Origin of the sequence: Brucella oryzae (genome assembly GCF_041929965.1) — a bacterium.
Taxonomy (GTDB): domain Bacteria; phylum Pseudomonadota; class Alphaproteobacteria; order Rhizobiales; family Rhizobiaceae; genus Brucella; species Brucella oryzae.
Map to the genome: position 1 here is coordinate 40,545 of NZ_JBHEEO010000006.1, position 23,604 is coordinate 64,148.

A 23,604-nucleotide genomic window follows, 5' to 3' on the forward strand; every position below is an offset into this window, starting at 1 on the left:
TCACAATTAAACAGGGAGCCGATGGCTCCCTTTCGGGGATTGTTTTAGCTATTGCCTCAACAAGCCTCGGAAATGAAGCAAAACTTGGTGTGAACTGCCAAACCGCGCTGTGTTACCGAACTTTGTTGCTTTCCAGCCACTTTTTCCACGATTTGGCATCGCCGGCGAAGACGTTGATGTCCGCGTCACCCTTGATGCCGGGAATGGCGCCCGTGCCGGTATATTGCCAGAATGTCCAAGGATGCGGGCCGTATTTTTCGTCCGGATGACCGGCAACGGAGCGCAGCCAGAACGGATAGTCAGCCATCTGCCGCAGATCATTGTCATCGAAGAAATCGACCGTCGTGTAAACGATCGGACGCTTGCCGTAATGCTTTTCCAGCGCCTGCAGGAAGATGCGCATTTCCTTGCGCACAACGGCAGCATTGGGGCGCAGCTTGCAGGTCGGCGATTGCGGGTTCCATTCCATGTCGAGAACGGGCGGAAGCGCGCCCGGATCACGCGGCACGTTCTGGATATACCAGCGTGCCTGTTCGATGGCTGGACGGCAGAAATAATAGAAATGGTAGGCGCTCCGGGCGATGCCTGCCTGACGGGCGCCGTTCCAATGTTCCTTAAAGCGGTCATCGACGCGGTCGCCGCCTTCGGTCGCCTTGATGAAGGCGAAGGAAATGCCGCTGGCGCGCACGGCGCTCCAGTCCACATTGGTCTGATATTTGGAAACGTCTGTGCCATGGATCGGATAGTGCCACGGCGTTTTGCCGGTCCAGTCGTGCGGGTCGCGATCACCGAAACGCGGTGCCTTCACAGGGCCGGAGGGCGGTGCGATCCGCGCCACCGAGCTGCCTGATTTCCTTACGTCGGAAAAGTCGTAGTCCACCGTCGTGCAGGCGGAAAGAATGAAAGCGCCGAGGGCGAGAATGCTGCAGCTGGCCAGACGGTTCATATAGTGGTTCCGTATCGCGAATCAGTTCTCTAACGGTTACGCGATCCGAAGCCGGACGTCACCAGTCCGGCGGGCAAGTTTGGTGCTAATCTTTGGGAGCGGGCGACGTTGTCGAACGAATGATCGCTATCCAGGCAAAGCCGCGATAAAGAATATGCTTCTTAGCAATTGCACTATGTTCGTGCGCGAGCTGATCGCAAACCGTGAACAAGTCGCTGCGGGGCGTGACATGGAACCATTCTAGCCACTTGAAGAGTGCCTTTCCGAACCAGCGCGGCAGCCGGGCCTGATCGCCAAAATCGACGATATGCAATTCCCCACCCGGATTGAGATGCGGGATACTTTCACGAATGACCGACTGCCATTGCGGGATCATCGATACGGCATAGGAAATGAAAATCCGGTCGAAGCCGGTTTGCCCGAACAAGCGCTCAGGCTCGAACTGGGCTGCATCGGCACGATCAAGCCGGACGCGATCTTCAATGCCTGCACGCTCCGCCGCCCGGCGTGCCGTATCCAGCATTTCTGCCGAAATATCGATGCCGAAGAGTTTCGCGTCGGGATAGTTTTCCGCAGCTTTCACCAGATTGCGACCGGTGCCGCAGCCGATCTCCAGAACCGTACCCGCCTTGGGTACGGACAGTCCCGCTATCATGGGGTCGCGGCCCAGAAGGTAATATTTGCGGGTCGCATCATAGAAATGGCGCTGACGGCGATAGACGCGGTCCATAAGGTTGGCATGATCGACACCCTGAACGCTCCACGGGCTGCGCAACATGTCAGGCATCCTTCAGCGTATAAAGATGGAACCCGCCATAGATCGACGAGCGGTCGCGGTCGTGCAGGCTACGGGATTCATCTGCTTGATATTCCCAGCGATCCAGAATTTGCGGTGCAACCCGTCCCGGAAGCAGGCTGGGTTCCGCAGCAGTGCGGAAGATGACACGGGCATTCGGTGCTGCCGTTCGAGTGATTTCACTCCAAAGGGCATTGAGCTGCACGTCATTCATCCAGTCCTGCGCGTCGAGCAGAATGTAGCGATCGACGGAAGCGACAGGTTTGGCCGCGAGAAAGTCGGTGTAGCTCGCATTCTGTACCGTCATGCGATCCGCACGTGTCCGTACCATTTCGAAATTGCTACGTGACAGGTAAGGTGGGAGAGGCCCAGTCTCCTCATTGCCGCTATAGCCGCGCCCGAATGCCTGCCAGGCAAAGTAATTGTCGGTAAGAGGGAAGCCGCAGGCCAGTTTCTCAAGACGGCTGCGCAGAACAAGCGCCATGTCGCCATTTCCGGCAGTGGCTAGGGCATCATATTGCTGTGGCGGTATGCCCAGCCCAAAAAGGGATGATTTGCGGGCCGTGGCCCAGCGCACCATGCGTTTTTCGAAGAGCGGTGCGAGCGCCGTGTCGAAGAAACTGCGCTGTTCTTCCATCGTGCGTGCCTTCAAGATGTCGCGCGGATCGATCCCGTAGAGCCGCGCCACGCGATGGCCCATGCCGATGAAGACACCAAGCAAGCCATGGCGATAGAGGTCGCGCCAGAAAATGGAAATACGCTGGCGGCCATTCCACTTGCGCTTTTCCCAATAAGACCGGCTTTCACCGTCCAGATGCGGGCGGATGAAGCGCTTGTAGGCGGCAAGATTGGTCTTGTCGTCAGCCTTTCCATAAAATCGGTAGAACGCATCGTAGTCCGGCAGGTTCTTGACGGCGGCAAGTTTCAGCCGGTTGAACGCCACGTGTGCCTGATTGAGGTCGACGGCCTCCACACGTGCCGGATCGGCGGTCAGGTAGGACATGGCATTGCATCCGCCCGAAGCGATGGTGACGATGCGATGGCCCGGCTTGATAGCCAGAGCCGCCATGTCCACTTCGGGGTCTTCCCATATTTGCGGATAGACCAGCCCTTTGAACAGCCAGGCGAACAACCTTTCGGAACAGCCTGCCCGCGTGAGGGCGCTATTCTGTGTCACCGCACGCTTGAGAATTTTGTCGTCGGCTGTTGGATCTGTCATCAAATGTTCCCCTAAAGCACGAATCCAGACTTCGATTTTGCAAAGTTAAACATCGTCCAGTGACAGGGGCGTGACGAATTAATTGCGGGTTTTTAAACCCGATGAACGCGGTTATATGCCTGTAATACTGTCGCTTTATTACGCTCGGTAAGACTATTTGAGAGAACTTTTTCGCGCTGTTGCCGTTTTCTTGTGTGACGGTCCCAGTCGACAGGATTTCTGTGTCGATGAACGACCGTAAAGGTGATTGGCCGGGCAAACCGGTCACGCACGGAGAAACAGAGAGAGGCCTTTGGCAATATCGCCATTTGATGCCTGAAACCAGGTCAACGAGCCTGATCTAGGAAGGAGAGCCAACGTGAAGAAGTTTCTGATTGCTTCTGTCGCCGCCGTATCACTTCTCGGCCTTGCAGCTTGCAACGACAAGAAGGACGACACGAGCAACGCACCGGCACCATCCGCGCCGGCAGCGCCTTCGAACAATGACACGACGACGCCAGCCCCGACCACTCCGGCACCATCGACGCCGGGTACGGGTACCGCACCTTCCAACTAATATTGTGAAGGCGTGACGCATGATGCGTCTGCATTCGGGTGGCGATTCGATTTCCGGATCGCCATTCGCGCCAATAGGCTTCAGGCCAATGAGCTTTGAGATTGAGATGAACGTTAAAGCAATCACGGCGGGAAAAGACGGGCATTCTGCGTTTTCCGTGTTTCAACGCAGGCTGGGTTCGGTTATGGCTTTTGTCATGAACCGTAATTTCCTGTTTTTCATCTCTGCGATTGTTCTTGTTGCGCTTGCCGCCTGCGGCAAGGGAAGTGACGAGACCGCTGCCACAACAAATGGCGGCGAACAGGGCGCGGCCGCCATATCGCAGCCTGCCAGGCCGACAGAAAGTGGAACCACTGAAAAAGGTCCCGATCTGGTCAAATCACTTCGCGATAGTTCCGGCGTGGTAAGCCCGGAAGAGAAAGCGGCAGCCATTGAACGCGCGCGCGCAAATGCGGTCGCTGCGGCAAAATCTGTGGGTCAGACGGATCAGCAGGCGCAGGCGGCAGGAGAAGCAGCGGTCGCAACAGCACAGCGCTCCTTCGACGAACGTGAGCCGCAGCAATAGGCTTTCGTTGCAGAACTGGGCAACAATTCAGGTCAGCGCCTTTCCATTCTTTCTAAATGATTGTTTTTTCGACTTTCGCCCGTGCGGGCGGTTTTCAGTTCATTCGGAATTCTATAGAAAAGACCCATGTCGATTTGGGTTCGCATTGGTGAGTTTGTCACTTACGTGGCGTCGAATGCCATTACTGGCGTTATCGAAGCCGTGCGCACCGTTTTCGAAGGTGATGCCGATACACGCCGCCGGGTGGCATTTTCCATTGCGATGATCGCGCTTTCAGCCAAGATGGCCAAGGCTGACGGGGTTGTCACTCAGGATGAAATCCGCGCCTTTCAGGACATATTTGCCGTGCCGAAGGAAGAGACAGCGCATGTCGCGCGGCTCTACGATCTCGCCAAGCAGGACGTCGCAGGCTACGAATCCTATGCGCGCCAGCTTGCCGGATTGTGCAGCGAAGGGCAGACCGATTGTCATTTGCTTGAGGATATTCTGGATGGCCTTTTCCATATTGCCACTGCCGATGGCTATGTGCACGAAAAGGAAATGGCCTTTCTTGCAGGCGTAGCCGATATTTTCGGCTATGACGAAGTTGCTTTCGATCGGATCGCGATCCGGCATGTCCAGCGCGGCGCTGACGATCCTTATGCCATTCTGGGGCTGGAGCGGGGCGTTTCCTTCGAGATGGCCCGCAAGCGCTATCGTGCGCTGGTCAAGGAGCACCATCCTGACCGGCTGGTGGCGGAGGGCCTGCCGCTGGAATTCATAACCATTGCCAACAGGCGTCTGGCGGCGATAAACGCTGCCTGGGCGAGCATTGAGAAGAATCTGGAGGCTGCATGAGCAGCGTGAGCGAAATCGAGAGCAAGTTGTTGCGGGAGCTGGCGCTCGATCAGCCCGATTTTGCCGGAGCAACGCTCGATCCGTCACCCAATTTTGGTCCGCGTCGCGATGGCAAGGTGCCTGCCTTTCTCATCCTCCATTATACCGGCTTGCCGACCGCCGAAGAGGCGGTGCAGGTTCTGAAGTCACCGGATATGGAAGTTTCCGCGCATTACCTTGTCCATGAAGACGGACGGATTGTGCAGATGGTTTCGGAAAAGGCGCGCGCCTGGCATGCGGGCAAGAGCTATTGGAAGGGCGAAACGGACATCAACTCCGCTTCCATCGGTATCGAGATCGTCAATCCGGGCAATCTGGAAGACTATCCGCCTTTCAGGGATGCGCAGATCAATGCGGTCGTCCGCCTTTGTCGCGATATATGCGAGCGTTATTCCATCAAGCCGGAAAATGTGCTGGCCCATTCGGATATCGCACCATCGCGCAAGACCGACCCTGGCCAGAACTTTCCCTGGAAGCGGCTCCATGATGCGGGCGTCGGGCATTATATCGAGCCGGCCCCGATCCAGGGTGGGCGGTTTCTGGCACGCGGCGAAAACGGCCAGCCGGTTGAAGCCCTACAATCCATGCTGGCGCTTTACGGCTACGAAATTGCTATTACGGGCATCTTCGATGAAGGTACTGAAACCGTGATTAAGGCCTTCCAGCGTCATTTTCGGACACAAAATGTGGACGGCGTGGCCGATGTGTCTACTATAGATACACTCTACCGGCTGATTTTTTCCCTGCAGAATGTTACCGCCTGACCAGGCGTGTGCAGGCAATTCTTCCATTTAACGTTGATTCGCATTTCTGCAATGATTTCAAAAAAATAGATCGGTCCAACACCGGCTTTCCGGTGATTTTTATGAGCGGCGGCTCGCCTTTGCATGAATCACGAATGTTACAACCTGTAAGACTATTTTACTTTTGCAACCAATCTTCGGCTGCATTTGCCCGGCACTTCAACGCTCAATCCCAGCGGACACGGGCCTAAAAATCCATATCGGGCGGGATCAAGAATAGGATCGTCTCCCCCAAGACGGGCGGTCTGACAAAAGAAACGTTCCAAGACGGTAGGTTATGAAAATTAAATTTGTTGTTGTTTGCGCCCTCGTCGGCGCGATGAGTTCGTTTGGCCTGAATCCAGCACTGAGTGCCCCTTCAACTGAACCGACCAACCTCGCAGCTCTCCTCAAGGCACGCCAGCAGAACAAGATTTCCGAGGCGGAAAAGCCAACCACAACACCGAAGAAGGCTTCGGTCGTCAGCCGCCGTGCGGCCCCGGCTACCAAGGGTTCCACTGGCAAGCGTGCGCTGTCGAAAGGCTCGACGGCCCGTAATGCCAAGGGTGGTAGCAGCTATTCCAGCATCATCAATCGTTACGCATCGACCTACGGCGTGCCTTCTGCGCTGGCCCATGCAGTTGTGCGTCATGAAAGCAATTTCCAGCCGAATGTGCGTGGCAAGGCCGGTGAAATCGGCCTCATGCAGATCAAGCTCTCGACCGCACGTGGTCTCGGCTACACGGGTTCCGCCAAAGGCCTCTACGAGCCTTCCACGAACATCCAGTTCGGCATGAAGTATCTGGCCCAGGCGCAGAAGCTCGGCGGTGGAAGCACCTGCGGCACGATCCTGAAGTACAATGCCGGTCATGGTGCAACGCGCATGAACCCGACTTCTGCGAAGTATTGCAGCTCGGTTAAGGCCTATATGCGCGCGCTCTGACGCGAATGCAGATTTACGTCGGCGGTCGCGTAGAGTACAGGCCGCCTGATGTGAACGGAAAGCCGACAGTGGAGACGCTGTCGGCTTTTCTGTTGCGGCTGAGTTCAGATTTTTTCCGGAATCCGGTTTCGCTGTTCCATTATCGTTGCTATATGCGCGCTGTCAGTCGGTCGGGCAGCCGCGCCTGTCATATGCCGAAAGGCGGCAGGTGAGGAAAGTCCGGGCTCCATGGAAACACGATGCCGGGTAACGCCCGGCGGGGGTGACCCCAGGGAAAGTGCCACAGAAAGCAGACCGCCCCGTCTTCCCTACCGTTTGCATGATGAAACGGTAGGGATGACGGGGTAAGGGTGAAAGGGTGGAGTAAGAGCCCACCGCGTCTGCAGCAATGCAGACGGCACGGTAAACCCCATCGGGAGCAAGACCGAATAGGGACGGCGCATCGGTCCGCAAGGACTGGTAATCAGTTTCCGGATCAGCCGTCCGGGTGGGTTGCACGAGGCGGGTGGCGACATCCGTCCCAGATGAATGGCTGCCACGTCGGGCGCAAGCCCGGCCATACAGAACCCGGCTTACAGACCGGCTGACAATTTTCTTTGGAGCGGTTCCTTTTTTAAAAGAAACGCTGGAACCGCTCTAACTATTTGTTTTGTCATATTGTCCTGCGCAAAACCGTTTCGGCATTCGAACGCAAGAAACGGATAGTTGCATTGCAGCAGGGATATTAATTGGGACCTCCACGAAATCATGGAGGCTCAATATGTCCAGCTTGAAAGACAAGGTCGCAGTCATCACCGGCGCATCGTCCGGAATAGGACGCGCCGCTGCATTGCTTTTTGCCAGAGAGGGCGCAGCCATTGTGCTGAATGCTCGCGGGCGCGCCGGTCTCGAACGCGTTGCGGAGGAGATCGCTGCGTTTGGCGGAAAAGCGCATTGTGTTGCCGGAGATGTGTCGGAAGCTGAAACGCATGAGGCACTTGCTGCGGCAGCGAAGGATGAATTCGGCGGGCTTGATATAGCCGTCAACAATGCTGGCACGGTAGGCCCTATAGCGCCGCTTGCCGAAATCTCGCCCGATGATTGGGCGGGGGTGCTGGCAGGTAATCTGACCTCGGCATTTCTGGGAGCAAGGTCGCAAATCCCCTTGATGCTTGAACGGGGTGGCGGCTCGATTGTCTTCACCTCGACATTTGTCGGCACGAGTGTGGGCATTCCCGGCATGTCGGTTTATGGAACCTCGAAGGCGGCGCTCATGGGGATGGTCAAGGGCATAACCGCCGATTACGGCGCCCTTGGTATCCGGGCAAATGCGCTCTTGCCGGGTGGTGTCGATACGCCGATGGGCGGAGATGAGAAGCAGAAGGAATGGGCTGCAGGCCTGCATGCGATGAAGCGGATCGCTCAGCCTGAAGAAATCGCACAGGCCGCGCTGTTTCTGGCAGGCCCAATGTCGAGTTTTGTCACGGGTTCGGCGCTTTATGCCGATGGCGGCAATGCCGCAGTGAAGTAAAATGAAGCGCGGTTCCGAGATACGGAACCGCCCGTTCGAAAAGCCTTGGGAGGGGCTTAAATTGGTACACCTGTTAGAAAATCATAGATGAGTTTCATGTTCAGGACGACGATGATCGCAGCAGTAATAGCGGCAAGGATCGTCACCCAGCGCGGCGCGACCAGCGATCCCATTTTCTTTTTCTCCGCTGTGAACATAACGAGCGGAATGATGGCAAAAGGCAGCTGAAGGCTCAACACGACCTGAGACAGGATCAGAAGCTCGGTCGTCCCCTGTGAGCCATACATAATTGTCACCACAGCAGCCGGAACGATGGCCACGAAGCGGGTGATTGCACGGCGCAGCCACGGTTTCAGGCGGATATCGATGAAGCCTTCCATGACAATCTGACCGGCCATCGTCGCGGTAATGGTCGAGTTCAGCCCGCAGCACAGAAGCGCAATAGCGAACAATGTCGGTGCAAGGGCTGATCCCAGCAGCGGATTCAGAAGAGCATGAGCCTTATCCAGATCTTCGACAGCGGTATTGCCGGTGGCATTGAAGCTCGCTGCAGCCAGGATCAGGATCGACGCATTGACCAGCAGCGCAAATGTGAGTGCAATGGTGGAATCCAGCGTCGCAAAGCGTATGGCCTCGCGCTTTTCAGGGGTTGTATGGCCGTAGTCGCGTGTCTGGATAATGCCGGAATGCAGATAGAGATTATGCGGCATGACCGTGGCACCGATGATACCAAGTGCAATATAGAGCATGTCCGGATTACGGATGATCTCGGTTGTTGGGGCAAATCCCTTGATGACCGCACCCCACTGCGGTTGGGCCATTAGAATCTGAATGAGGAAACAGAGCGTAATAACACCAAGAAGCGTGATGATGAGCGCCTCGACGCGACGGAAGCCTTTGTTCTGGAGATAGAGGACCAGAAGCACGTCGGCGGCGGTGATGATGACACCGATTTCCAGCGGAATGCCGAAGAGCAGGTTGAGGCCGATTGCCGTGCCGATGACTTCAGCGAGATCGGTGGCGCAAATAGCGAGTTCGGCTAAAAGCCAGAGCGGCCATGCAAGAAAACGCGGATATGCATCGCGACAGGCCTGCGCCAGATCGCGGCCCGTCGCGACCGCAAGGCGAGTGCAGAGCGCCTGCAGGAGCACAGCCATCAGATTGGACAGCAGCGCGACGGACAACAATGTGTAGCCGAAGCGGGAGCCGCCAGCGAGCGAAGTGGCCCAATTGCCGGGGTCCATATAGCCGACTGCTACCAGATAGCCGGGGCCAAAGAAGGAAAGTGCGCGACGGAACTTCGAACTGGAACGATTAACTCTAATAGAGCGGTGGACGTCGGACATAGACGCTTCGCCGCGATCACGCCGCCAACCTTCAAATGTAGCTTCACCAGCGCCGGAGGGGCCTGCTCCATGGGGTGCCATAATCAATACCTTGGGTGTTTATGCATTTGCAAACTATTTGCATTAAATAATAGGACGTGCGCCGGGTGTCAACGGGAAGTGAAGGGGAATAGGGGAATAGGGGAATAGGGGAATAGGGGAATAGGGTGTGGGCAGGTGTTGGACAAGGCAAGTAAAATATTTGCCTTGTCCAAGAATAAGCGATCTCTTCCCTTACTCCCTTACTCCCTTACTCCCTTACTCCCTTACTCCCTTACTCCCTTACTCATTTTCCCCTGCGCTGAGCCAAAGGATAACGCTTCATTAAGCTTAATATCCGATAACTGACGAACGAATCCGCCATGTCGCCAGGTTGACGGCAAATGGGCGGAATCCGTAGGCAAAGCGCTAAGACATGTTTTCTGAAGTTGGAAACCGATTTTGGAACAAAACATGCGTGAAAACAAAAGATTGAAGCGCAACACGCTTTAGAAAACGGGCCAAGTACCCGGGAAAGGATCGGAATGATGGCAAGCCTCGGCGGAGACAATTCTCAAGCCGAAGGGGCTGAAGTCCGTCACGTTCCGGTGCTGATTGCCGAAGTGATCGACGCCCTGAAGCCTGTATCCGGTGCAGTGATTGTCGATGGGACATTCGGTGCCGGTGGTTATACGCGCCGCATTCTGGAAACGGGAGCAGACGTGATCGCGATTGACCGCGATCCGACGGCAATCGAAGCCGGGAAAGCGATGGAAAAGCAGTTTCTGGGCAGGCTCAATCTGGTCGAGTCCCGGTTTTCCGCTCTTGATGAAGCGGTTGCGCAGGTTAGGGAAGCGGGAGAGAAGGTGGACGGCGTTGTGCTCGACATTGGCGTATCGTCGATGCAGATCGATGAGGCCGAGCGCGGCTTTTCCTTCCAGAAGGATGGCCCACTCGACATGCGCATGTCGAAAAAAGGGCCAAGCGCTGCCGATGTGGTCAACCGTCTCAAGACTGGCGATCTCGCCCGCATCTTCAATTTTCTCGGCGAGGAACGCCATGCGGGCCGCATCGCGCGTATGATCGACAAGCGCCGCACGGCACAGCCTTTCACGCGCACACTCGATCTTGCCAATGCCATCGAAACGCTTGTGGGACGTAATCCGAAGGATCGTATCCATCCGGCGACACGGGTTTTTCAGGCGCTGCGCGTCTATGTGAATGATGAGCTGGGCGAACTGGCGCGGGCACTGCTTGCTGCCGAACGTATCCTGAAACCGGGTGGTCGGCTGGTTATCGTGACCTTCCATTCGCTGGAAGATCGCATGGTGAAGCGTTATTTCGCTGACCGCGCGGGCGGCAGTGCCGGATCGCGTCATCTGCCGGAAACGCATGTCCGTCTGCCAAGCTTTACACCCGCGGTCAAGGGGGCTGTCGGCCCGACGGCTGAGGAAGAAGAACGAAACCCGCGCGCGCGCTCGGCAAAGCTGCGCGCAGGGATCAGGACGGAAAACCCGCCACTGGAAGACGATCTATCGCTTTTCGGGCTGCCGAAACTGCCCGAAACGAACGAACTGGCCCGGAGTTAAACGAGTGCTGCGTACTTTCGACATCATCATGATAGCGGCGATGCTGGTGGCGGCGACTGTCACCTACACGATCAAATATGACGCGGAAAAGCAGATCGCGGTCATCGGCAAGCTGAAGCGACAGATCAACTCCGAGAAGGACACGATCACTCTTCTGCGCGCAGATTGGGCTTTGATGACCCAGCCTGGCCGCTTGCAGAGCCTTGTCGGCGTTTACGCGAAGGAATTGAACCTTCAGCCGATTGAGCCGGAACAGCTTGCGCGGGACGTCAACGAAATTCCGGAACGTCCGATTGACGATATTCAGAAGATTATCTCCGGCAGCGACGAATTGCTCGCAAGCGGCGTGCTCGAAAAAGATGCCATCACGACCGGCAGCGTCAAGAAAAGCGGGACGAGGCACTGATCATGCGGCTTGGACTTTTCAGAAAAAAGAATATGCGGGCAGGTGATGTTGAGCCGGTTGGTGATGAAAAGCTGGCCGGCAACATGGCTTTTGTCGGGTCGCGCAAAAAGCATGGTAACCGCGCGCGTAATCGCCTCTGGATGGCCATTGCCTGTTTTGTCGGCATCTATGGGGTGATGGGCGGCAAGCTTATCTATTTCGGCGTTATCGGGGGTGAAAACGAGGATAATACAGGGCCGGCGGTTCACCAGCTGGCGTCGCGCCCCGATATTCTCGATCGCAATGGTGAAATTCTGGCAACCGACATCAAGACGGCTTCGCTCTATGCCGAGCCGCGCAAGATCGTCGATCCCGACGAAACCATTGAAATGCTGTCGACGGTGCTACCCGATCTCGATTGGGAAGCGACATATAAGCGTCTGAAAAGCGGTGCCGGGTTTGTCTGGGTCAAGCGCGGACTGACCCCGAGACAGCAGAGCCAGATCATGGCGCTCGGCGTGCCGGGCATCGGCTTCCGTACGGAAAAGCGCCGCTTTTATCCGGGCGGCCCAACCGCTTCGCACATCCTCGGTCTGGTCAATGTTGACAATCAGGGCATTGCGGGCATGGAGAAATATATCGACAGCCAAGGGCTGACCGACCTGCGTTCCGTGGGTCTGGCGACCGGGCAGTCGCTGGAACCGGTGCGCCTGTCGATCGATATTCGCGTGCAGCACATCATGCGCGACGTGCTGGTCAAGGCCATGGAACGCTACCGGGCGATTGCTGCCGGTGCGGTGGTGCTGAACGTCAAGACCGGCGAGGTGATCGCCATGTCCTCGGTGCCGGATTTCGATCCGAATAACCCGGTCCATGCACTGGACAAGGACCGTCTGAACCGCATGTCGGCAGGCACCTATGAAATGGGCTCAACCATCAAGAGCTTTACCACGGCGATGGCGCTCGATTCCGGAAAGTTCAACCTGCAGTCGAAACTCGACGCCAGCCGTCCGCTGGTATTCGGTCGCCAGACGATCCGCGACTTCCACGGCAAGGGCCGCTGGCTGACATTGCCAGAAGTCTTCATCTTCTCATCCAATATTGGCTCAGGCCGTGAGGCGGATGCAGTCGGCATTGAAGGGCATCGCGCATTCCTGAAGAAGATCGGCCTTCTCGACCGCATGCAGACGGAGCTGCCGGAAGTGGCGCGTCCCGTCGAACCGCGCGTGTGGAAGAAGGTCCATTCCATGACCATTTCGTTCGGCCACGGCATGATGACGACACCGCTGCAGACGGCGGTTGGTGCAGCTGCGCTGATGAATGGCGGCAAGCTGATGGAGCCGACTTTCCTGATGCGTTCGCAGGCTCAGGCCAATCAGGTCGCCAAACAGGTCATTCATCCACAGGTTTCTGCGGATATGCGCTACCTCTATCGCCTCAATGCGACCGCTCAGGGCGGCTCTGGCAAGCGTGCTACGGTTCCGGGTTATCGCGTCGGCGGCAAGACCGGTACGGCGGAAAAAGTCGTGAATGGCCGCTACTCGAAAGACGTGCGCTTCAATGCGTTTCTGGCATCATTTCCGATGGACGATCCGACCTATGTCGTGCTGACCATCATCGATGAACCGAAGCCGGAGGAGGGCAAGTTCAGCGCAACCGCAGGTCTTAATGCAGCGCCGATGGTTTCAGAGATTATCCGCAGATCTGCATCGTTCCTCGGTGTGAAGCCCGATTTCCAACTCGAAGCTCTGCCCGCAACAGTGGAAAATGTCAGCGGCAGGCCTGATTTTCAACAGGAAGTGCCGCCAGCAATGGTTTCCAACGAATACAATTGATTCGCATAAAGCAACCTTTGCAGCGAAACGCGCACAACTGAATCTGGATTTGGTATGACCATGAAATTGAAGGAAATCGCCCTCTTTAAGGAACTGGCCTCCGGCAATGCCGGTGAGGTGGAGATCACCGGCGTGACGTCGGACTCCCGCAAGGTCGAACGCGGTTTTCTTTTCGCAGCGCTGAAGGGCGTAAAGGCGGATGGCGCGGCTTTTGTCGCCGATGCCGTCAAGCGCGGCGCCAGCGCCGTCATCGCAGGCAAGGATACGGCCATCGCCGATGCAGGCGTGCCGGTCCTCCATGTTGGTGATCCGCGGCTTGCACTGGCAGTCGCTGCGGCGCAGTTCTATGGCAAGCAGCCACAAGTTATGGTTGCGGTTACGGGTACCAGCGGCAAGACTTCCGTCGCCTCCTTCACCCGACAGATCTGGGCCTATGCCGGTTTTCCGGCGGCGAATATCGGCACGACCGGCGTATTCTCGCCGACCCGCAGCGATTATAATTCGCTGACCACGCCCGATCCGGTGGAGCTGCATCGTGTTCTGGCGGAGCTTGCCGATGAAGGCGTGACCCATGCGGCCATGGAAGCTTCATCCCATGGTCTCGACCAGCGCCGTCTGGACGGCGTCAAGCTCGCTGCCGGGGCCTTTACCAATCTCGGTCGCGACCATATGGATTATCACGCGACCATTGAGGAATATCTGGGCGCGAAGATGCGCCTCTTCAGCTCGCTTTTGCCGAAGGGCGCGCCAGCCATCATCTTCTCCGACGATCATTTCTCCGCGCAGGCCATTGAGGCGGCAACGCGTGCTGGATGCGACGTGAAAACGGTTGGACGGAAAGGCAATTTCATTGCCCTCAAGCGGGTAGAGCATGAGCGTTTCCGCCAGCATGTTGAAGTGCGTATCGGCGACGATATCTTTGAGATCGAACTGCCGCTCGCCGGAGATTTTCAGGTCGCGAATGCGCTGGTTGCTGCAGGGCTTGCCATGGTTACGGGCGTTCCGGCTGCAGCTGCGATGCGTGCCTTGGCGCTCCTGAAAGGCGCACCGGGACGACTCGATCTCGTCGGCGCGACGGAAGATGGCGCCCCGGCCTATGTCGATTACGCCCATAAGCCCGAGGCACTGGAAAATGTTCTGACTTCCGTGCGCCCGTTTACGACGGGCCGGGTGATCGTTGTTTTCGGTTGCGGTGGCGACCGCGACAAGGGCAAGCGTCCGATCATGGGTGAGATCGCCTCGCGACTGGCGGATGTGGCGATCGTCACGGACGACAATCCGCGTTCGGAGGTTCCAGCCCAAATCCGCTCCGAAATCATGGCGGCGGCACCGGGCGCAACTGAAATCGGTGATCGTCGTGAAGCGATCTTTACCGCCGTTTCCATGATGCAGCCGGGTGATACGCTGGTCGTTGCAGGCAAGGGGCACGAAGAAGGGCAGATTGTCGGCAATATTACCTTGCCATTCTCGGATCATGCGGAAGTAGCCGCCGCCCTTGCTGCCCGTCTTGAGGAGCGCTCGGAATGAGTGACTGGCTCTGGACATCCAACGATATGGTTGAAGCCATGGAAGGCAGGCCCTTCGGCAACCTTCCCGGCGGCATAACCGGTATCTCAATCGACAGCCGTTCGCTGAAACCGGGCGAGGCGTTCTTTGCCATCAAGGGCGAACAATTCGACGGGCATGATTTCGTAACTTCTGCGATGGCTGCTGGTGCGGGTCTTCTCGTGGTGGCTGAGCATCGTCTACCCGCATTCGGCAATTCCAAAGTGCCGATGATCGTGGTCGAGGATGTGCTTGAGGCCCTGACCAAGCTCGGTATTGCCTCGCGGGCCCGCTCGAAGGCGCAGATCATCGCGGTGACTGGTTCCGTCGGCAAGACGACGACCAAGGAAGCCCTGCGCCATGTGCTTTCCGAAGTCGGCAAGGTCCACGCTTCTGTGGCGTCGTTCAACAATCATTGGGGCGTGCCGCTGACGCTTGCGCGCATGCCTGCCGATACGGATTACGGCGTCTTCGAAATTGGCATGAACCATCATGACGAAATTCGTCCGCTGGTGAGGATGGTGCGCCCGCATGTGGCGCTGATTACGCTGATTGCACCGGCGCATCTTGGCCACTTTTCCAATCTGGAAGAAATCGCCGTCGCCAAGGCGGAGATTTTCGAAGGCATCGTGCCGGGCGGCTATGCGCTTCTCAATCGCGACGACAAGCGTTTCAGGCAGCTGGAAGAACTGGCCGAAAAGGCCGGTGTCGAGCATATCGTCACCTTCGGCGAGAATGCCCGCGCCGACTACCGCCTGCGCGAAGTGAAGTTGCACCCAACCTGCTCGTGCATGACGGTGAAGATCGGCACGCATGAGGCTGCGGTCAAGGTCGGGATGCCGGGCCGCCATATCGTGCAGAACATGCTTGCCGTGCTGGGTGCCGCTGATCTGGTCGGGGCCGATATCGCCAAGGTGATGATGGCCATGGCGACACTTTCTGCCGAAGGCGGTCGCGGCGCGCGCCACGTGCTGCAACATCCCGAGGGCACGTTCACGCTGATCGACGAGAGCTACAACGCGAACCCGACCTCGATGCGCGCAGCCCTGTCGCTGCTGCATTCGACGACACCGGAAGGCTCGCGTGGCCGTCGCATTGCTGTTTTGGGGGACATGCTGGAGCTTGGCCGCCAGTCGGGCAAACTTCACGCCGATCTGGCGCGCCCGATTGTGGATGCCGAAGTTAATGCGCTTTTTATCGGTGGACCGGACATGTCGGCACTTAAAAATGCCTTGCCGATTGAAATTCAGACCGAGTACAGGCAAAGCACCGACGAATTGTTGCCGCTGGTGATCAAGGCGGTCCGTCCGGGCGATGTCATCATGGTGAAATCGTCGAAGGGGATCGGCTTTTCCAAAATTGTCAAGGCGCTGATCAGCCAGTTTCCGCCGGTGGAACCCGCGGAGTAAGCGGTATTTGAGGGATTTTTCTCTACATGTTGATGCTTCTCACCTTCTTCGCCGAACATATGACACCGCTCAATGTGTTCCGCTACATTACTTTCCGCACCGGCGGCGCGATGATTACATCGGCGTTGATCGTGTTCCTGTTCGGCCCGTCGATCATCAATTCGCTGCGGGTGCGTCAGGGGAAAGGCCAGCCGATCCGCGCTGACGGTCCGCAGACCCACTTCAAGAAGGCCGGTACGCCCACCATGGGTGGTCTCATGATCATGACCGGCATCCTTGTGTCGTGCCTGCTCTGGGCCAATCTCTCAAGCGTCTATGTCTGGGTCGTGCTGATGGTCACGGTCGGTTTTGGCGCTATCGGCTTCTATGATGATTATCTCAAGGTGACGAAGCAGTCCGACAAGGGCTTTTCCGGCAAGGCGCGTCTTGGCATCGAATTCCTGATCGCCGCTGTTGCTGCTTTCGTCATTATGCGGGCAGGGCAGGAGCCATTCTCGTCGTCGCTAACATTCCCGTTTGCCAAGCAGTTCGTCATCAATCTGAGCTGGTTCTTCATTCCGTTTGCCGCCTTCGTCATGGTTGGCGCAGGCAACGCCGTAAACCTGACCGATGGTCTCGACGGGCTTGCAATCGTGCCGGTCATGGTGGCTGCAGCCTCCTTCGGCTTCATCGCCTATCTTTCCGGTAATGCGATCTTCGCCGACTATCTGCAGATCCATTTCGTACCAGGCACAGGTGAACTTGCTGTGGTTCTTGGTGCTGTTATCGGCGCGGGACTTGGCTTCCTGTGGTTCAACGCGCCTCCCGCGGCTATCTTCATGGGCGATACGGGTTCGCTGGCGCTGGGTGGTATGCTCGGCACGGTTGCGGTTGCGACGAAGCACGAAATCGTCCTCGCCATCATCGGCGGCCTGTTTGTCATGGAGGCCCTTTCCGTCATCATTCAGGTCGGCTCCTTCAAGCTGACCGGCAAGCGCGTCTTCCTCATGGCGCCTATCCACCACCATTTTGAAAAGAAGGGCTGGACCGAGAGCCAGGTCGTGATCCGGTTCTGGATCGTTGCGATCATTCTCGCGATGATTGGCCTTTCAACCTTGAAGCTCAGATAACAGGCATATCGAATGATCCCGATCACCGCCCTCAAGGATAAGACAGTCGCCCTTTTCGGACTGGGCGGGTCGGGCATTGCGACCGCCAAGGCCATTCTTGCGGGCGGCGCAAAGATCATTGCATGGGATGACAATCCAGACAGCGTTGCCCGTGCCCAGAGCGCGGGTATTGCCACAGGCGATCTTCGGCAGGCTGACTGGTCACAATTTGCGGCTTTCGTGCTTTCGCCGGGCGTTCCGCTGACGCATCCAAAGCCGCACTGGACTGTCGATCTGGCCCATGCCGCAGGTGTCGAAATCATCGGCGATGTGGAGCTGTTCGTCCGCGAGCGCCGTCACATTGCTCCCGATTGCCCTTTCATTGCCATTACCGGCACCAACGGCAAATCGACGACCACCGCCTTGATTGCCCATATCATCAAGGCTTCCGGCCGGGATATGCAGCTGGGCGGCAATATCGGCACGGCAATCCTGACGCTGGAGCCCCCGCAGACAAATCGCTTCTATGTGGTCGAGTGCTCATCCTACCAGATCGACCTCGCGCCATCGCTGAACCCGACGGCGGGCATCCTGCTCAATCTGACGCCGGATCATCTAGACCGTCATGGCTCGATGGAAAACTATGCCGCGATCAAGGAACGTCTGGTGGCCGCGAGCGACACGGCGATCATCGGCGTTGACGATCCTTACTGCGAAGCCATTGCGGACCGGCTTTATCGTGGCGGCGTAAATGTCGTGCGGATTTCCAAGGAAAAGCGGCTTGGCAAAGGTTATTTTGCTGACGGCGCAAAGCTCTTCTGGGCGCAGGATGGGGAAATCGACGAAATCGCTTCGCTGGAAGGTATCGGTTCGCTGCGCGGTGCGCACAATGCGCAGAATGCGCTTGCAGCCATTGCGGCCTGTCTGTCGGTGGGCTTAAGCCTTGAAGAAATTCATGCCGGGTTGAAGAGTTTCCCCGGTCTGGCCCATCGCATGGAACAGGTCGGCCATCGCGGCAAAGTCCTGTTCGTCAACGATTCCAAGGCGACAAATGCGGAAGCAACTGCTCCGGCATTGTCGTCCTTTCCACAGAACATCTACTGGATTGCAGGTGGTGTGCCGAAAGCTGGCGGGATTGCCTCGCTGGCCGGGTTCTTCCCGCGAATTGCCAAGGCCTATCTGATTGGTGAAGCCGCAGCGCAGTTTGCCGCAACGCTTGGCGACGCAGCGCCGTTCGAGATTTCCGACACGCTTGCGGTTGCCGTCGAACACGCGGCCCACGATGCTGGTAACGATGCTGCTCCCGAGCCGGTCGTGCTGCTGTCGCCCGCTTGCGCGAGCTTCGACCAGTTCCAGAATTTTGAAAAACGCGGCGATGCATTCCGCAGCGCTGTTCTGGCGCTTCCGGGTGTTGAGCCGATAGGAGGAAAAAGCTGATGGTAAGCCGTGTCGATCGCGGTCCTGTCGCCAATTGGTGGTGGACAATAGACCGCTTCTTCCTCGCTGCATGTCTTGCTCTGATGGGGCTTGGCATTCTGCTGTCATTCGCCGCAAGTCCTGCCGTGGCCCAGCGCATCGGCCTCGACAGTTTCCATTTCGTTGAACGTCAGATTTTCTTCATGCTTCCGGCGGTGGCCGTCATGATCGGCGTGTCGTTTCTGTCGCCGCGCCAGATCAGGCGATTTGCTTTGATCCTGCTTGGCATTTCGCTTGTGTTGATGGTTGCCGCCCTGTTTTTCGGCATCGAAGTGAAGGGCGCGCGGCGTTGGGTCAATCTTGCGGGTATCTCCATCCAGCCGTCGGAATTCATGAAACCCGCCTTTGTGGTGGTTTGCGCTTGGCTGTTTTCGGAACGTGAACGCGGTGGAGACATGCCCGGCAATTTTCTAGCCATGCTGCTTTTCGGCACCGTAGCCGCTCTGCTCGTTCTCCAGCCTGACCTTGGCCAGACAATGCTGACCACAGGCACATGGGGAGCGATGTTCTTCCTCGCGGGACTGCCGATGTTCTGGATTCTGGTTCTCGGTGGCCTTGCGGTTTGCGGTGGTGTTTCAGCCTATTTCATGTTCGATCACGTTGCTGGGCGTATCAATCGGTTCATGACGGGCGAGGGCGATACGTTTCAGGTTGATGCCGGTCGCGAAGCGATCCTGCGCGGCGGCTGGTTCGGACAAGGTCCGGGCGAAGGAACCGTGAAGCGGATCATTCCGGACAGCCACACCGACTTCATTTTCTCGGTTGCGGCGGAAGAATACGGCATCATTCTGTGCATGATTATCATGCTGCTGTTTGCCTTCATCGTCGTGCGCGGTCTTTCGATTGCACTGCGTGAGCGTGATCCGTTCACCCGTCTGGCCGTTTCGGGAATCGTCATTCTGTTCGGCTTCCAGTCGATCATCAATATGGCCGTGAACCTGCATCTTATGCCTGCAAAAGGAATGACCCTGCCGTTTATTTCCTATGGCGGTTCCTCGCTCATCGCCATTGCCATCACGATGGGTATTCTTCTGGCTCTGACGCGCCGCCGTCCGGAAGCGCGTATGACCCATACGGTCAGCATGGGCACCGATGTGAACAGGCGCATTCCGGCTTTGTGAGGGCAATATGGGGAAAGGCGTAATCGTACTGGCCGCCGGTGGAACAGGCGGCCATCTCTTTCCAGCGGAAGCGCTGGCGCATGAATTGAAGGCACGCGGATGGGACGTCCATCTGGCGACCGATGCGCGCGCGCAGCGTTTCGCGGGTGCCTTCGCGGAAGACCATGTCCACGTCATTCGTTCGGCGACAATTGCAGGCCGCAATCCGTTAGCGCTCATGAAGACGTTCTGGTCGCTGTGGCAGGGCAATCTCGATTCCCGCAAACTGTTTCGTCGGCTGAAACCGAAGCTGGTTGCAGGCTTTGGCGGATATCCGACGCTGCCGCCGCTCTATGCCGCGAGCAACATGCAGATTCCGACCATGGTCCACGAGCAGAACGCCGTCATGGGCCGCGCCAATAAAGGGCTTGCAGGTCGCGTGAAAGCAATTGCTGGTGGTTTTCTGCCCGAGACCGGCGGGGCCTATGCCGAAAAGACGGTCACGACTGGCAATCCGGTGCGTCCGCCAGTTCTCGCCGCTGCCGGAACGCCCTACAAACCGGTCAAGGCGGATGAACGTTTCCGGCTGCTGGTTTTTGGCGGCAGTCAGGGCGCGCAGTTCTTTTCAACAGCCATTCCCGCTGCCGTGGCCTTGCTGTCCGAGAAAGACCGGGCGCGGCTGCTGATTACCCAGCAGGCGCGCAAGGAAGACGAAGCCGCCGTGCGGGAAGCTTACAAGAAGCTGGGTATTCCTGCCGATGTCGCGCCGTTTTTCAACGATATGCCGGCACGCATGGCGGATGCCCAGTTCGTGATTTCGCGCTCCGGCGCTTCGACCGTTTCCGAGATCACGGTGATTGGCCGTCCGGCAATGCTGGTGCCGTTTCCGCATGCGCTCGATCATGATCAGGCGGCGAATGCGGCAGCGCTTGCGGCTGTCGGCGGTGGCGAGGTCGTGCGCCAGTCGGAATTGTCGCCCGAACGGCTGGCGACGATACTTCAGGCGGCGATGAATCAGCCGGAGCGCCTCGAAGCACAAGCAAAAGCTGCAAAAAGCGTTGGTAAGCCGGATGCAGCGCGGTTGCTTGCTGATCTGGCAGAGGCTATTGCAGCGGGTAAATCAGTTCAGGAATTCAAAGAAGGAACTCGGCCATGAAAATGCCGCTGAATATCGGGCTTGTCCATTTCATCGGAATTGGCGGCATCGGCATGAGCGGTATTGCCGAAGTGCTGCATAATCTTGGCTATCATGTGCAGGGCTCGGATCAGTCCGACAGCGCCAATGTACAGCGCCTGCGTGAAAAAGGCATTGAGGTCTTTGTCGGCCACAAGGCTGAAAACATCGGCGATGCCGAGGTTGTTGTCGTTTCGACGGCGATCAAGAAGAATAATCCCGAGCTGGTTGCTGCACGCGAAAAGCTGCTGCCCATTGTGCGCCGTGCTGAAATGCTGGCCGAACTGATGCGCTTCCGTCATGCGGTCGCGATTGGCGGTACGCATGGCAAGACCACCACAACGTCGATGGTTGCCGCATTGCTTGATGCAGGCCACCTTGATCCGACCGTCATCAATGGCGGTATCATCAACGCCTATGGCACCAATGCCCGTATGGGCGACGGCGACTGGATGGTGGTGGAAGCAGATGAAAGCGATGGAACCTTCCTGAAGCTGCCAGCGGATATTGCGGTTATCACCAATATCGATCCGGAACATCTCGATCATTACGGCAATTTCGACAATGTGCGCGCGGCTTTCGGGCAGTTTGTCGAGAATGTTCCGTTCTATGGCTTTGGCGTGATGTGCCTTGACCATCCCGAAGTGCAGGCTCTGGTGAGCCGCATCGAAGATCGCCGCATTGTGACTTATGGCCAAAACCCGCAGGCCGATGTGCGTTTCGTCAATCATCGCATGGACGGCGCAGTGAGCCTGTTCGATGTTGTGATCCGTTCCCGCAAGGGTGAGGCGACTGAGATCAAGGATCTGCGCCTGCCGATGCCGGGCCAGCACAACGTATCCAATGCGACGGCAGCAATCGCTGTTGCGCACGAACTGGGTATCTCTGCCGACGATATTCGTCGCGGCCTCGGCTCGTTCGGCGGTGTGAAGCGGCGCTTTACCCATACCGGCACATGGAATGGCGTCGAGATATTCGACGATTACGGCCATCACCCGGTTGAAATCCGCGCCGTGCTGAAAGCGGCGCGTGAGGCCACGAAGGGGCGTGTGGTTGCCATCGTGCAGCCGCACCGTTTCACGCGTCTGGCTAGCCTGTTCGACGAATTCGCGGCATGTTTCAACGATGCCGATACGGTCATCGTGGCGCCGGTCTATACGGCAGGCGAAGATCCGATCGAAGGCGTCAATTCCGAGGCGCTCGTATCGCGCATCAAAACCGCAGGTCATCGCGATGCGCGCTATGCCAGTGGTCCAGAGGCGCTGGCGCCATTGGTTGCGTCGATTACAGAGCCGGGCGACTTCGTGGTCTGCCTCGGCGCAGGCAATATCACGCAGTGGGCCTACGCACTGCCGAAGGAACTGGCAGAACAGGGTAAGAAGTAAGATGGAAAGCGGCGAGACGCTTCTCAAGAAGCTCGACGGCAAACTGTCGGGCCTGCGTGGTCGGCTGACGCCCGATGCGGGTATGGACAAGATCACCTGGTTCCGCGCTGGCGGACCGGCGCAGGTTCTGTTCCAGCCTGCCGACGAGGAAGATCTCTCCGCATTTCTGAAAGCCGTGCCGGAAGAAATACCGCTCCTTGTGGTGGGCATCGGCTCCAATCTGCTCGTGCGCGATGGCGGAGTTCCAGGCTTTGTCGTGCGGCTTTCTGCAAAAGGTTTCGGCGAAGTCGAACAGGTTTCCGACACGCGGCTGCGGGCAGGGGCGGCAACGCCTGACAAGCGTGTGGCCGCAGCGGCGCTGGAAGCAGGGCTGGCAGGTTTTCATTTCTATCATGGCATACCCGGCGGTATTGGCGGCGCTTTGCGCATGAATGCTGGCGCAAACGGTGTCGAAACGCGCGAGCGCGTGGTGGAAGTGCGTGCGCTCGACCGCAAGGGCGAGGTGCATGTGCTGTCCAATGCCGATATGGGTTATGCCTATCGCCATTCCTCGGCGTCGCCGGACCTGATCTTCACCTCGGTCCTGTTTGAGGGCGTACCGGGCGAGCGCGAGGAGATCCGCCGTGCGATGGACGAAGTGCAGCATCATCGCGAGACAGTGCAGCCAGTGCGTGAAAAGACTGGCGGCTCGACCTTCAAGAATCCGGAAGGCACATCGGCTTGGAAGGAAATCGACAAGGCAGGCTGTCGCGGTTTGCGTGTTGGCGGCGCACAGATGTCCGAAATGCACTGCAATTTCATGATCAATACCGGCACTGCAACGGGGCATGATCTGGAGACTTTGGGTGAGACGGTTCGCGCCAAAGTTTTCGAAAATTCGGGCATTCGCCTTCACTGGGAAATCAAACGTCTCGGTTTGTTCCGCGAGGGTGAGCCGGTTGAAGAGTTTTTGGGAAAATTCTAATAAAAAAGTTGCCCGGATTTTCTACCTGAAATTCCGGGCTTTTTTGCCCTCACAAGCGAAGCCTAAGCTTCGTCCTGTCCTATAGGGACTTGCCACG

General features: G+C 57.5%; 21 protein-coding genes and 1 other RNA gene. 18 read left to right on the plus strand and 4 right to left on the minus strand.

Features of this window, described 5'->3' with window-relative positions; translation table 11 throughout:
* Window positions 1-112: 112 nt before the first annotated feature.
* The 3 genes from JNC70_RS07840 to JNC70_RS07850 form a co-directional block, all read right to left on the minus strand.
* Entirely contained in the window at window positions 113-946 is an 834-nt protein-coding gene (locus tag JNC70_RS07840) for a glycoside hydrolase family 25 protein (RefSeq protein WP_104756189.1), read from the minus strand.
* Between the two features lie 85 nt (window positions 947-1,031).
* Complete coding sequence (locus tag JNC70_RS07845; RefSeq protein WP_104756188.1) at window positions 1,032-1,724, minus strand: class I SAM-dependent methyltransferase; 693 nt, start codon at window positions 1,722-1,724, stop codon at window positions 1,032-1,034.
* A gap of 1 nt (window position 1,725) precedes the next feature.
* Window positions 1,726-2,961, minus strand: a complete 1,236-nt coding sequence (locus JNC70_RS07850; RefSeq protein ID WP_104756187.1) for a BtaA family protein — start codon at window positions 2,959-2,961, stop codon at window positions 1,726-1,728.
* A 358-nt stretch (window positions 2,962-3,319) separates the two neighbouring features.
* Between JNC70_RS07850 and JNC70_RS07855 the strand changes: the two genes are divergently transcribed.
* The 7 genes from JNC70_RS07855 to JNC70_RS07885 all read left to right on the plus strand — a co-directional run bounded on the left by JNC70_RS07855 (window position 3,320) and on the right by JNC70_RS07885 (window position 8,193).
* Window positions 3,320-3,517 carry a hypothetical protein gene (locus JNC70_RS07855; protein WP_104756186.1) on the plus strand — a complete coding sequence of 66 codons (198 nt, stop codon included), beginning with the start codon at window positions 3,320-3,322 and terminating at the stop codon, window positions 3,515-3,517.
* Window positions 3,518-3,623: 106 nt separating this feature from the next.
* A complete protein-coding gene (locus tag JNC70_RS07860) occupies window positions 3,624-4,082 on the plus strand; it encodes a hypothetical protein (RefSeq protein WP_342587826.1) in 459 nt (152 codons plus the stop codon).
* A 126-nt stretch (window positions 4,083-4,208) separates the two neighbouring features.
* Entirely contained in the window at window positions 4,209-4,919 is a 711-nt protein-coding gene (locus JNC70_RS07865; RefSeq protein WP_104756184.1) for a J domain-containing protein, read from the plus strand.
* A complete protein-coding gene (locus tag JNC70_RS07870) occupies window positions 4,916-5,722 on the plus strand; it encodes an N-acetylmuramoyl-L-alanine amidase (RefSeq protein WP_104756183.1) in 807 nt (268 codons plus the stop codon). Before JNC70_RS07865 ends, JNC70_RS07870 begins: the two co-directional genes overlap by 4 nt.
* 316 nt (window positions 5,723-6,038) lie before the next feature.
* Entirely contained in the window at window positions 6,039-6,683 is a 645-nt protein-coding gene (locus JNC70_RS07875; protein WP_104756182.1) for a lytic transglycosylase domain-containing protein, read from the plus strand.
* Window positions 6,684-6,845: 162 nt separating this feature from the next.
* Window positions 6,846-7,274: RNase P RNA component class A (gene rnpB, locus JNC70_RS07880), an RNA gene on the plus strand.
* Between the two features lie 169 nt (window positions 7,275-7,443).
* Window positions 7,444-8,193 (plus strand): SDR family oxidoreductase, encoded by a 750-nt coding sequence (locus tag JNC70_RS07885; RefSeq protein WP_104756181.1) that lies wholly within the window; start codon window positions 7,444-7,446, stop codon window positions 8,191-8,193.
* 56 nt (window positions 8,194-8,249) lie between these two features.
* On the opposite strand, the gene JNC70_RS07890 is transcribed toward JNC70_RS07885, so the two are convergent.
* Window positions 8,250-9,620 carry an Nramp family divalent metal transporter gene (locus JNC70_RS07890; protein ID WP_104756180.1) on the minus strand — a complete coding sequence of 457 codons (1,371 nt, stop codon included), beginning with the start codon at window positions 9,618-9,620 and terminating at the stop codon, window positions 8,250-8,252.
* 482 nt (window positions 9,621-10,102) lie between these two features.
* Between JNC70_RS07890 and rsmH the strand changes: the two genes are divergently transcribed.
* From rsmH to murB, 11 genes are read left to right on the plus strand one after another with little or no spacing between them, the layout of a single operon-like run.
* On the plus strand, window positions 10,103-11,146 hold the full coding sequence (gene rsmH, locus JNC70_RS07895) for a 16S rRNA (cytosine(1402)-N(4))-methyltransferase RsmH (RefSeq protein WP_208623456.1): 1,044 nt from the start codon (window positions 10,103-10,105) through the stop codon (window positions 11,144-11,146).
* A gap of 4 nt (window positions 11,147-11,150) precedes the next feature.
* On the plus strand, window positions 11,151-11,552 hold the full coding sequence (gene ftsL, locus JNC70_RS07900; RefSeq protein WP_104755982.1) for a cell division protein FtsL: 402 nt from the start codon (window positions 11,151-11,153) through the stop codon (window positions 11,550-11,552).
* Window positions 11,553-11,554: 2 nt separating this feature from the next.
* A complete protein-coding gene (locus JNC70_RS07905; protein ID WP_104755981.1) occupies window positions 11,555-13,366 on the plus strand; it encodes a peptidoglycan D,D-transpeptidase FtsI family protein in 1,812 nt (603 codons plus the stop codon).
* Window positions 13,367-13,420: 54 nt separating this feature from the next.
* Window positions 13,421-14,893, plus strand: a complete 1,473-nt coding sequence (locus tag JNC70_RS07910) for a UDP-N-acetylmuramoyl-L-alanyl-D-glutamate--2,6-diaminopimelate ligase (protein WP_104755980.1) — start codon at window positions 13,421-13,423, stop codon at window positions 14,891-14,893.
* A complete protein-coding gene (locus JNC70_RS07915; protein WP_104755979.1) occupies window positions 14,890-16,320 on the plus strand; it encodes a UDP-N-acetylmuramoylalanyl-D-glutamyl-2,6-diaminopimelate--D-alanyl-D-alanine ligase in 1,431 nt (476 codons plus the stop codon). Before JNC70_RS07910 ends, JNC70_RS07915 begins: the two co-directional genes overlap by 4 nt.
* 26 nt (window positions 16,321-16,346) lie before the next feature.
* Complete coding sequence (gene mraY / locus JNC70_RS07920; RefSeq protein WP_104755978.1) at window positions 16,347-17,429, plus strand: phospho-N-acetylmuramoyl-pentapeptide-transferase; 1,083 nt, start codon at window positions 16,347-16,349, stop codon at window positions 17,427-17,429.
* 12 nt (window positions 17,430-17,441) lie between these two features.
* Window positions 17,442-18,845, plus strand: coding sequence for a UDP-N-acetylmuramoyl-L-alanine--D-glutamate ligase (gene murD / locus JNC70_RS07925; protein WP_104755977.1), 1,404 nt, complete (start codon window positions 17,442-17,444; stop codon window positions 18,843-18,845).
* Window positions 18,845-20,005 carry a putative lipid II flippase FtsW gene (ftsW, locus tag JNC70_RS07930; RefSeq protein ID WP_104755976.1) on the plus strand — a complete coding sequence of 387 codons (1,161 nt, stop codon included), beginning with the start codon at window positions 18,845-18,847 and terminating at the stop codon, window positions 20,003-20,005. The genes murD and ftsW overlap by 1 nt, the downstream gene beginning before the upstream one ends.
* A 7-nt stretch (window positions 20,006-20,012) precedes the next feature.
* A complete protein-coding gene (gene murG, locus JNC70_RS07935; RefSeq protein WP_104755975.1) occupies window positions 20,013-21,140 on the plus strand; it encodes an undecaprenyldiphospho-muramoylpentapeptide beta-N-acetylglucosaminyltransferase in 1,128 nt (375 codons plus the stop codon).
* Window positions 21,137-22,543, plus strand: a complete 1,407-nt coding sequence (gene murC, locus JNC70_RS07940; protein ID WP_104755974.1) for a UDP-N-acetylmuramate--L-alanine ligase — start codon at window positions 21,137-21,139, stop codon at window positions 22,541-22,543. The genes murG and murC overlap by 4 nt, the downstream gene beginning before the upstream one ends.
* Before the next feature lies 1 nt (window position 22,544).
* Window positions 22,545-23,507, plus strand: a complete 963-nt coding sequence (murB, locus tag JNC70_RS07945) for a UDP-N-acetylmuramate dehydrogenase (RefSeq protein ID WP_104755973.1) — start codon at window positions 22,545-22,547, stop codon at window positions 23,505-23,507.
* The last annotated feature ends 97 nt before the right edge of the window (window positions 23,508-23,604 follow it).

Coding starts and splice junctions, on each gene's coding strand:
- murC (WP_104755974.1), top strand. CDS start 21,137: ATGAAAATGCCGCTGAATATCGGGCTTGTCCATTTCATCGGAATTGGC.
- murG (WP_104755975.1), top strand. CDS start 20,013: ATGGGGAAAGGCGTAATCGTACTGGCCGCCGGTGGAACAGGCGGCCAT.
- JNC70_RS07875 (WP_104756182.1), top strand. CDS start 6,039: ATGAAAATTAAATTTGTTGTTGTTTGCGCCCTCGTCGGCGCGATGAGT.
- JNC70_RS07845 (WP_104756188.1), bottom strand. CDS start 1,724: ATGTTGCGCAGCCCGTGGAGCGTTCAGGGTGTCGATCATGCCAACCTT.
- murD (WP_104755977.1), top strand. CDS start 17,442: ATGATCCCGATCACCGCCCTCAAGGATAAGACAGTCGCCCTTTTCGGA.
- JNC70_RS07840 (WP_104756189.1), bottom strand. CDS start 946: ATGAACCGTCTGGCCAGCTGCAGCATTCTCGCCCTCGGCGCTTTCATT.
- JNC70_RS07860 (WP_342587826.1), top strand. CDS start 3,624: ATGAACGTTAAAGCAATCACGGCGGGAAAAGACGGGCATTCTGCGTTT.
- JNC70_RS07890 (WP_104756180.1), bottom strand. CDS start 9,620: ATGGCACCCCATGGAGCAGGCCCCTCCGGCGCTGGTGAAGCTACATTT.
- JNC70_RS07865 (WP_104756184.1), top strand. CDS start 4,209: ATGTCGATTTGGGTTCGCATTGGTGAGTTTGTCACTTACGTGGCGTCG.
- rsmH (WP_208623456.1), top strand. CDS start 10,103: ATGATGGCAAGCCTCGGCGGAGACAATTCTCAAGCCGAAGGGGCTGAA.
- JNC70_RS07910 (WP_104755980.1), top strand. CDS start 13,421: ATGACCATGAAATTGAAGGAAATCGCCCTCTTTAAGGAACTGGCCTCC.
- ftsW (WP_104755976.1), top strand. CDS start 18,845: ATGGTAAGCCGTGTCGATCGCGGTCCTGTCGCCAATTGGTGGTGGACA.
- JNC70_RS07870 (WP_104756183.1), top strand. CDS start 4,916: ATGAGCAGCGTGAGCGAAATCGAGAGCAAGTTGTTGCGGGAGCTGGCG.
- murB (WP_104755973.1), top strand. CDS start 22,545: ATGGAAAGCGGCGAGACGCTTCTCAAGAAGCTCGACGGCAAACTGTCG.
- JNC70_RS07905 (WP_104755981.1), top strand. CDS start 11,555: ATGCGGCTTGGACTTTTCAGAAAAAAGAATATGCGGGCAGGTGATGTT.
- JNC70_RS07850 (WP_104756187.1), bottom strand. CDS start 2,961: ATGACAGATCCAACAGCCGACGACAAAATTCTCAAGCGTGCGGTGACA.
- JNC70_RS07915 (WP_104755979.1), top strand. CDS start 14,890: ATGAGTGACTGGCTCTGGACATCCAACGATATGGTTGAAGCCATGGAA.
- mraY (WP_104755978.1), top strand. CDS start 16,347: ATGTTGATGCTTCTCACCTTCTTCGCCGAACATATGACACCGCTCAAT.
- JNC70_RS07885 (WP_104756181.1), top strand. CDS start 7,444: ATGTCCAGCTTGAAAGACAAGGTCGCAGTCATCACCGGCGCATCGTCC.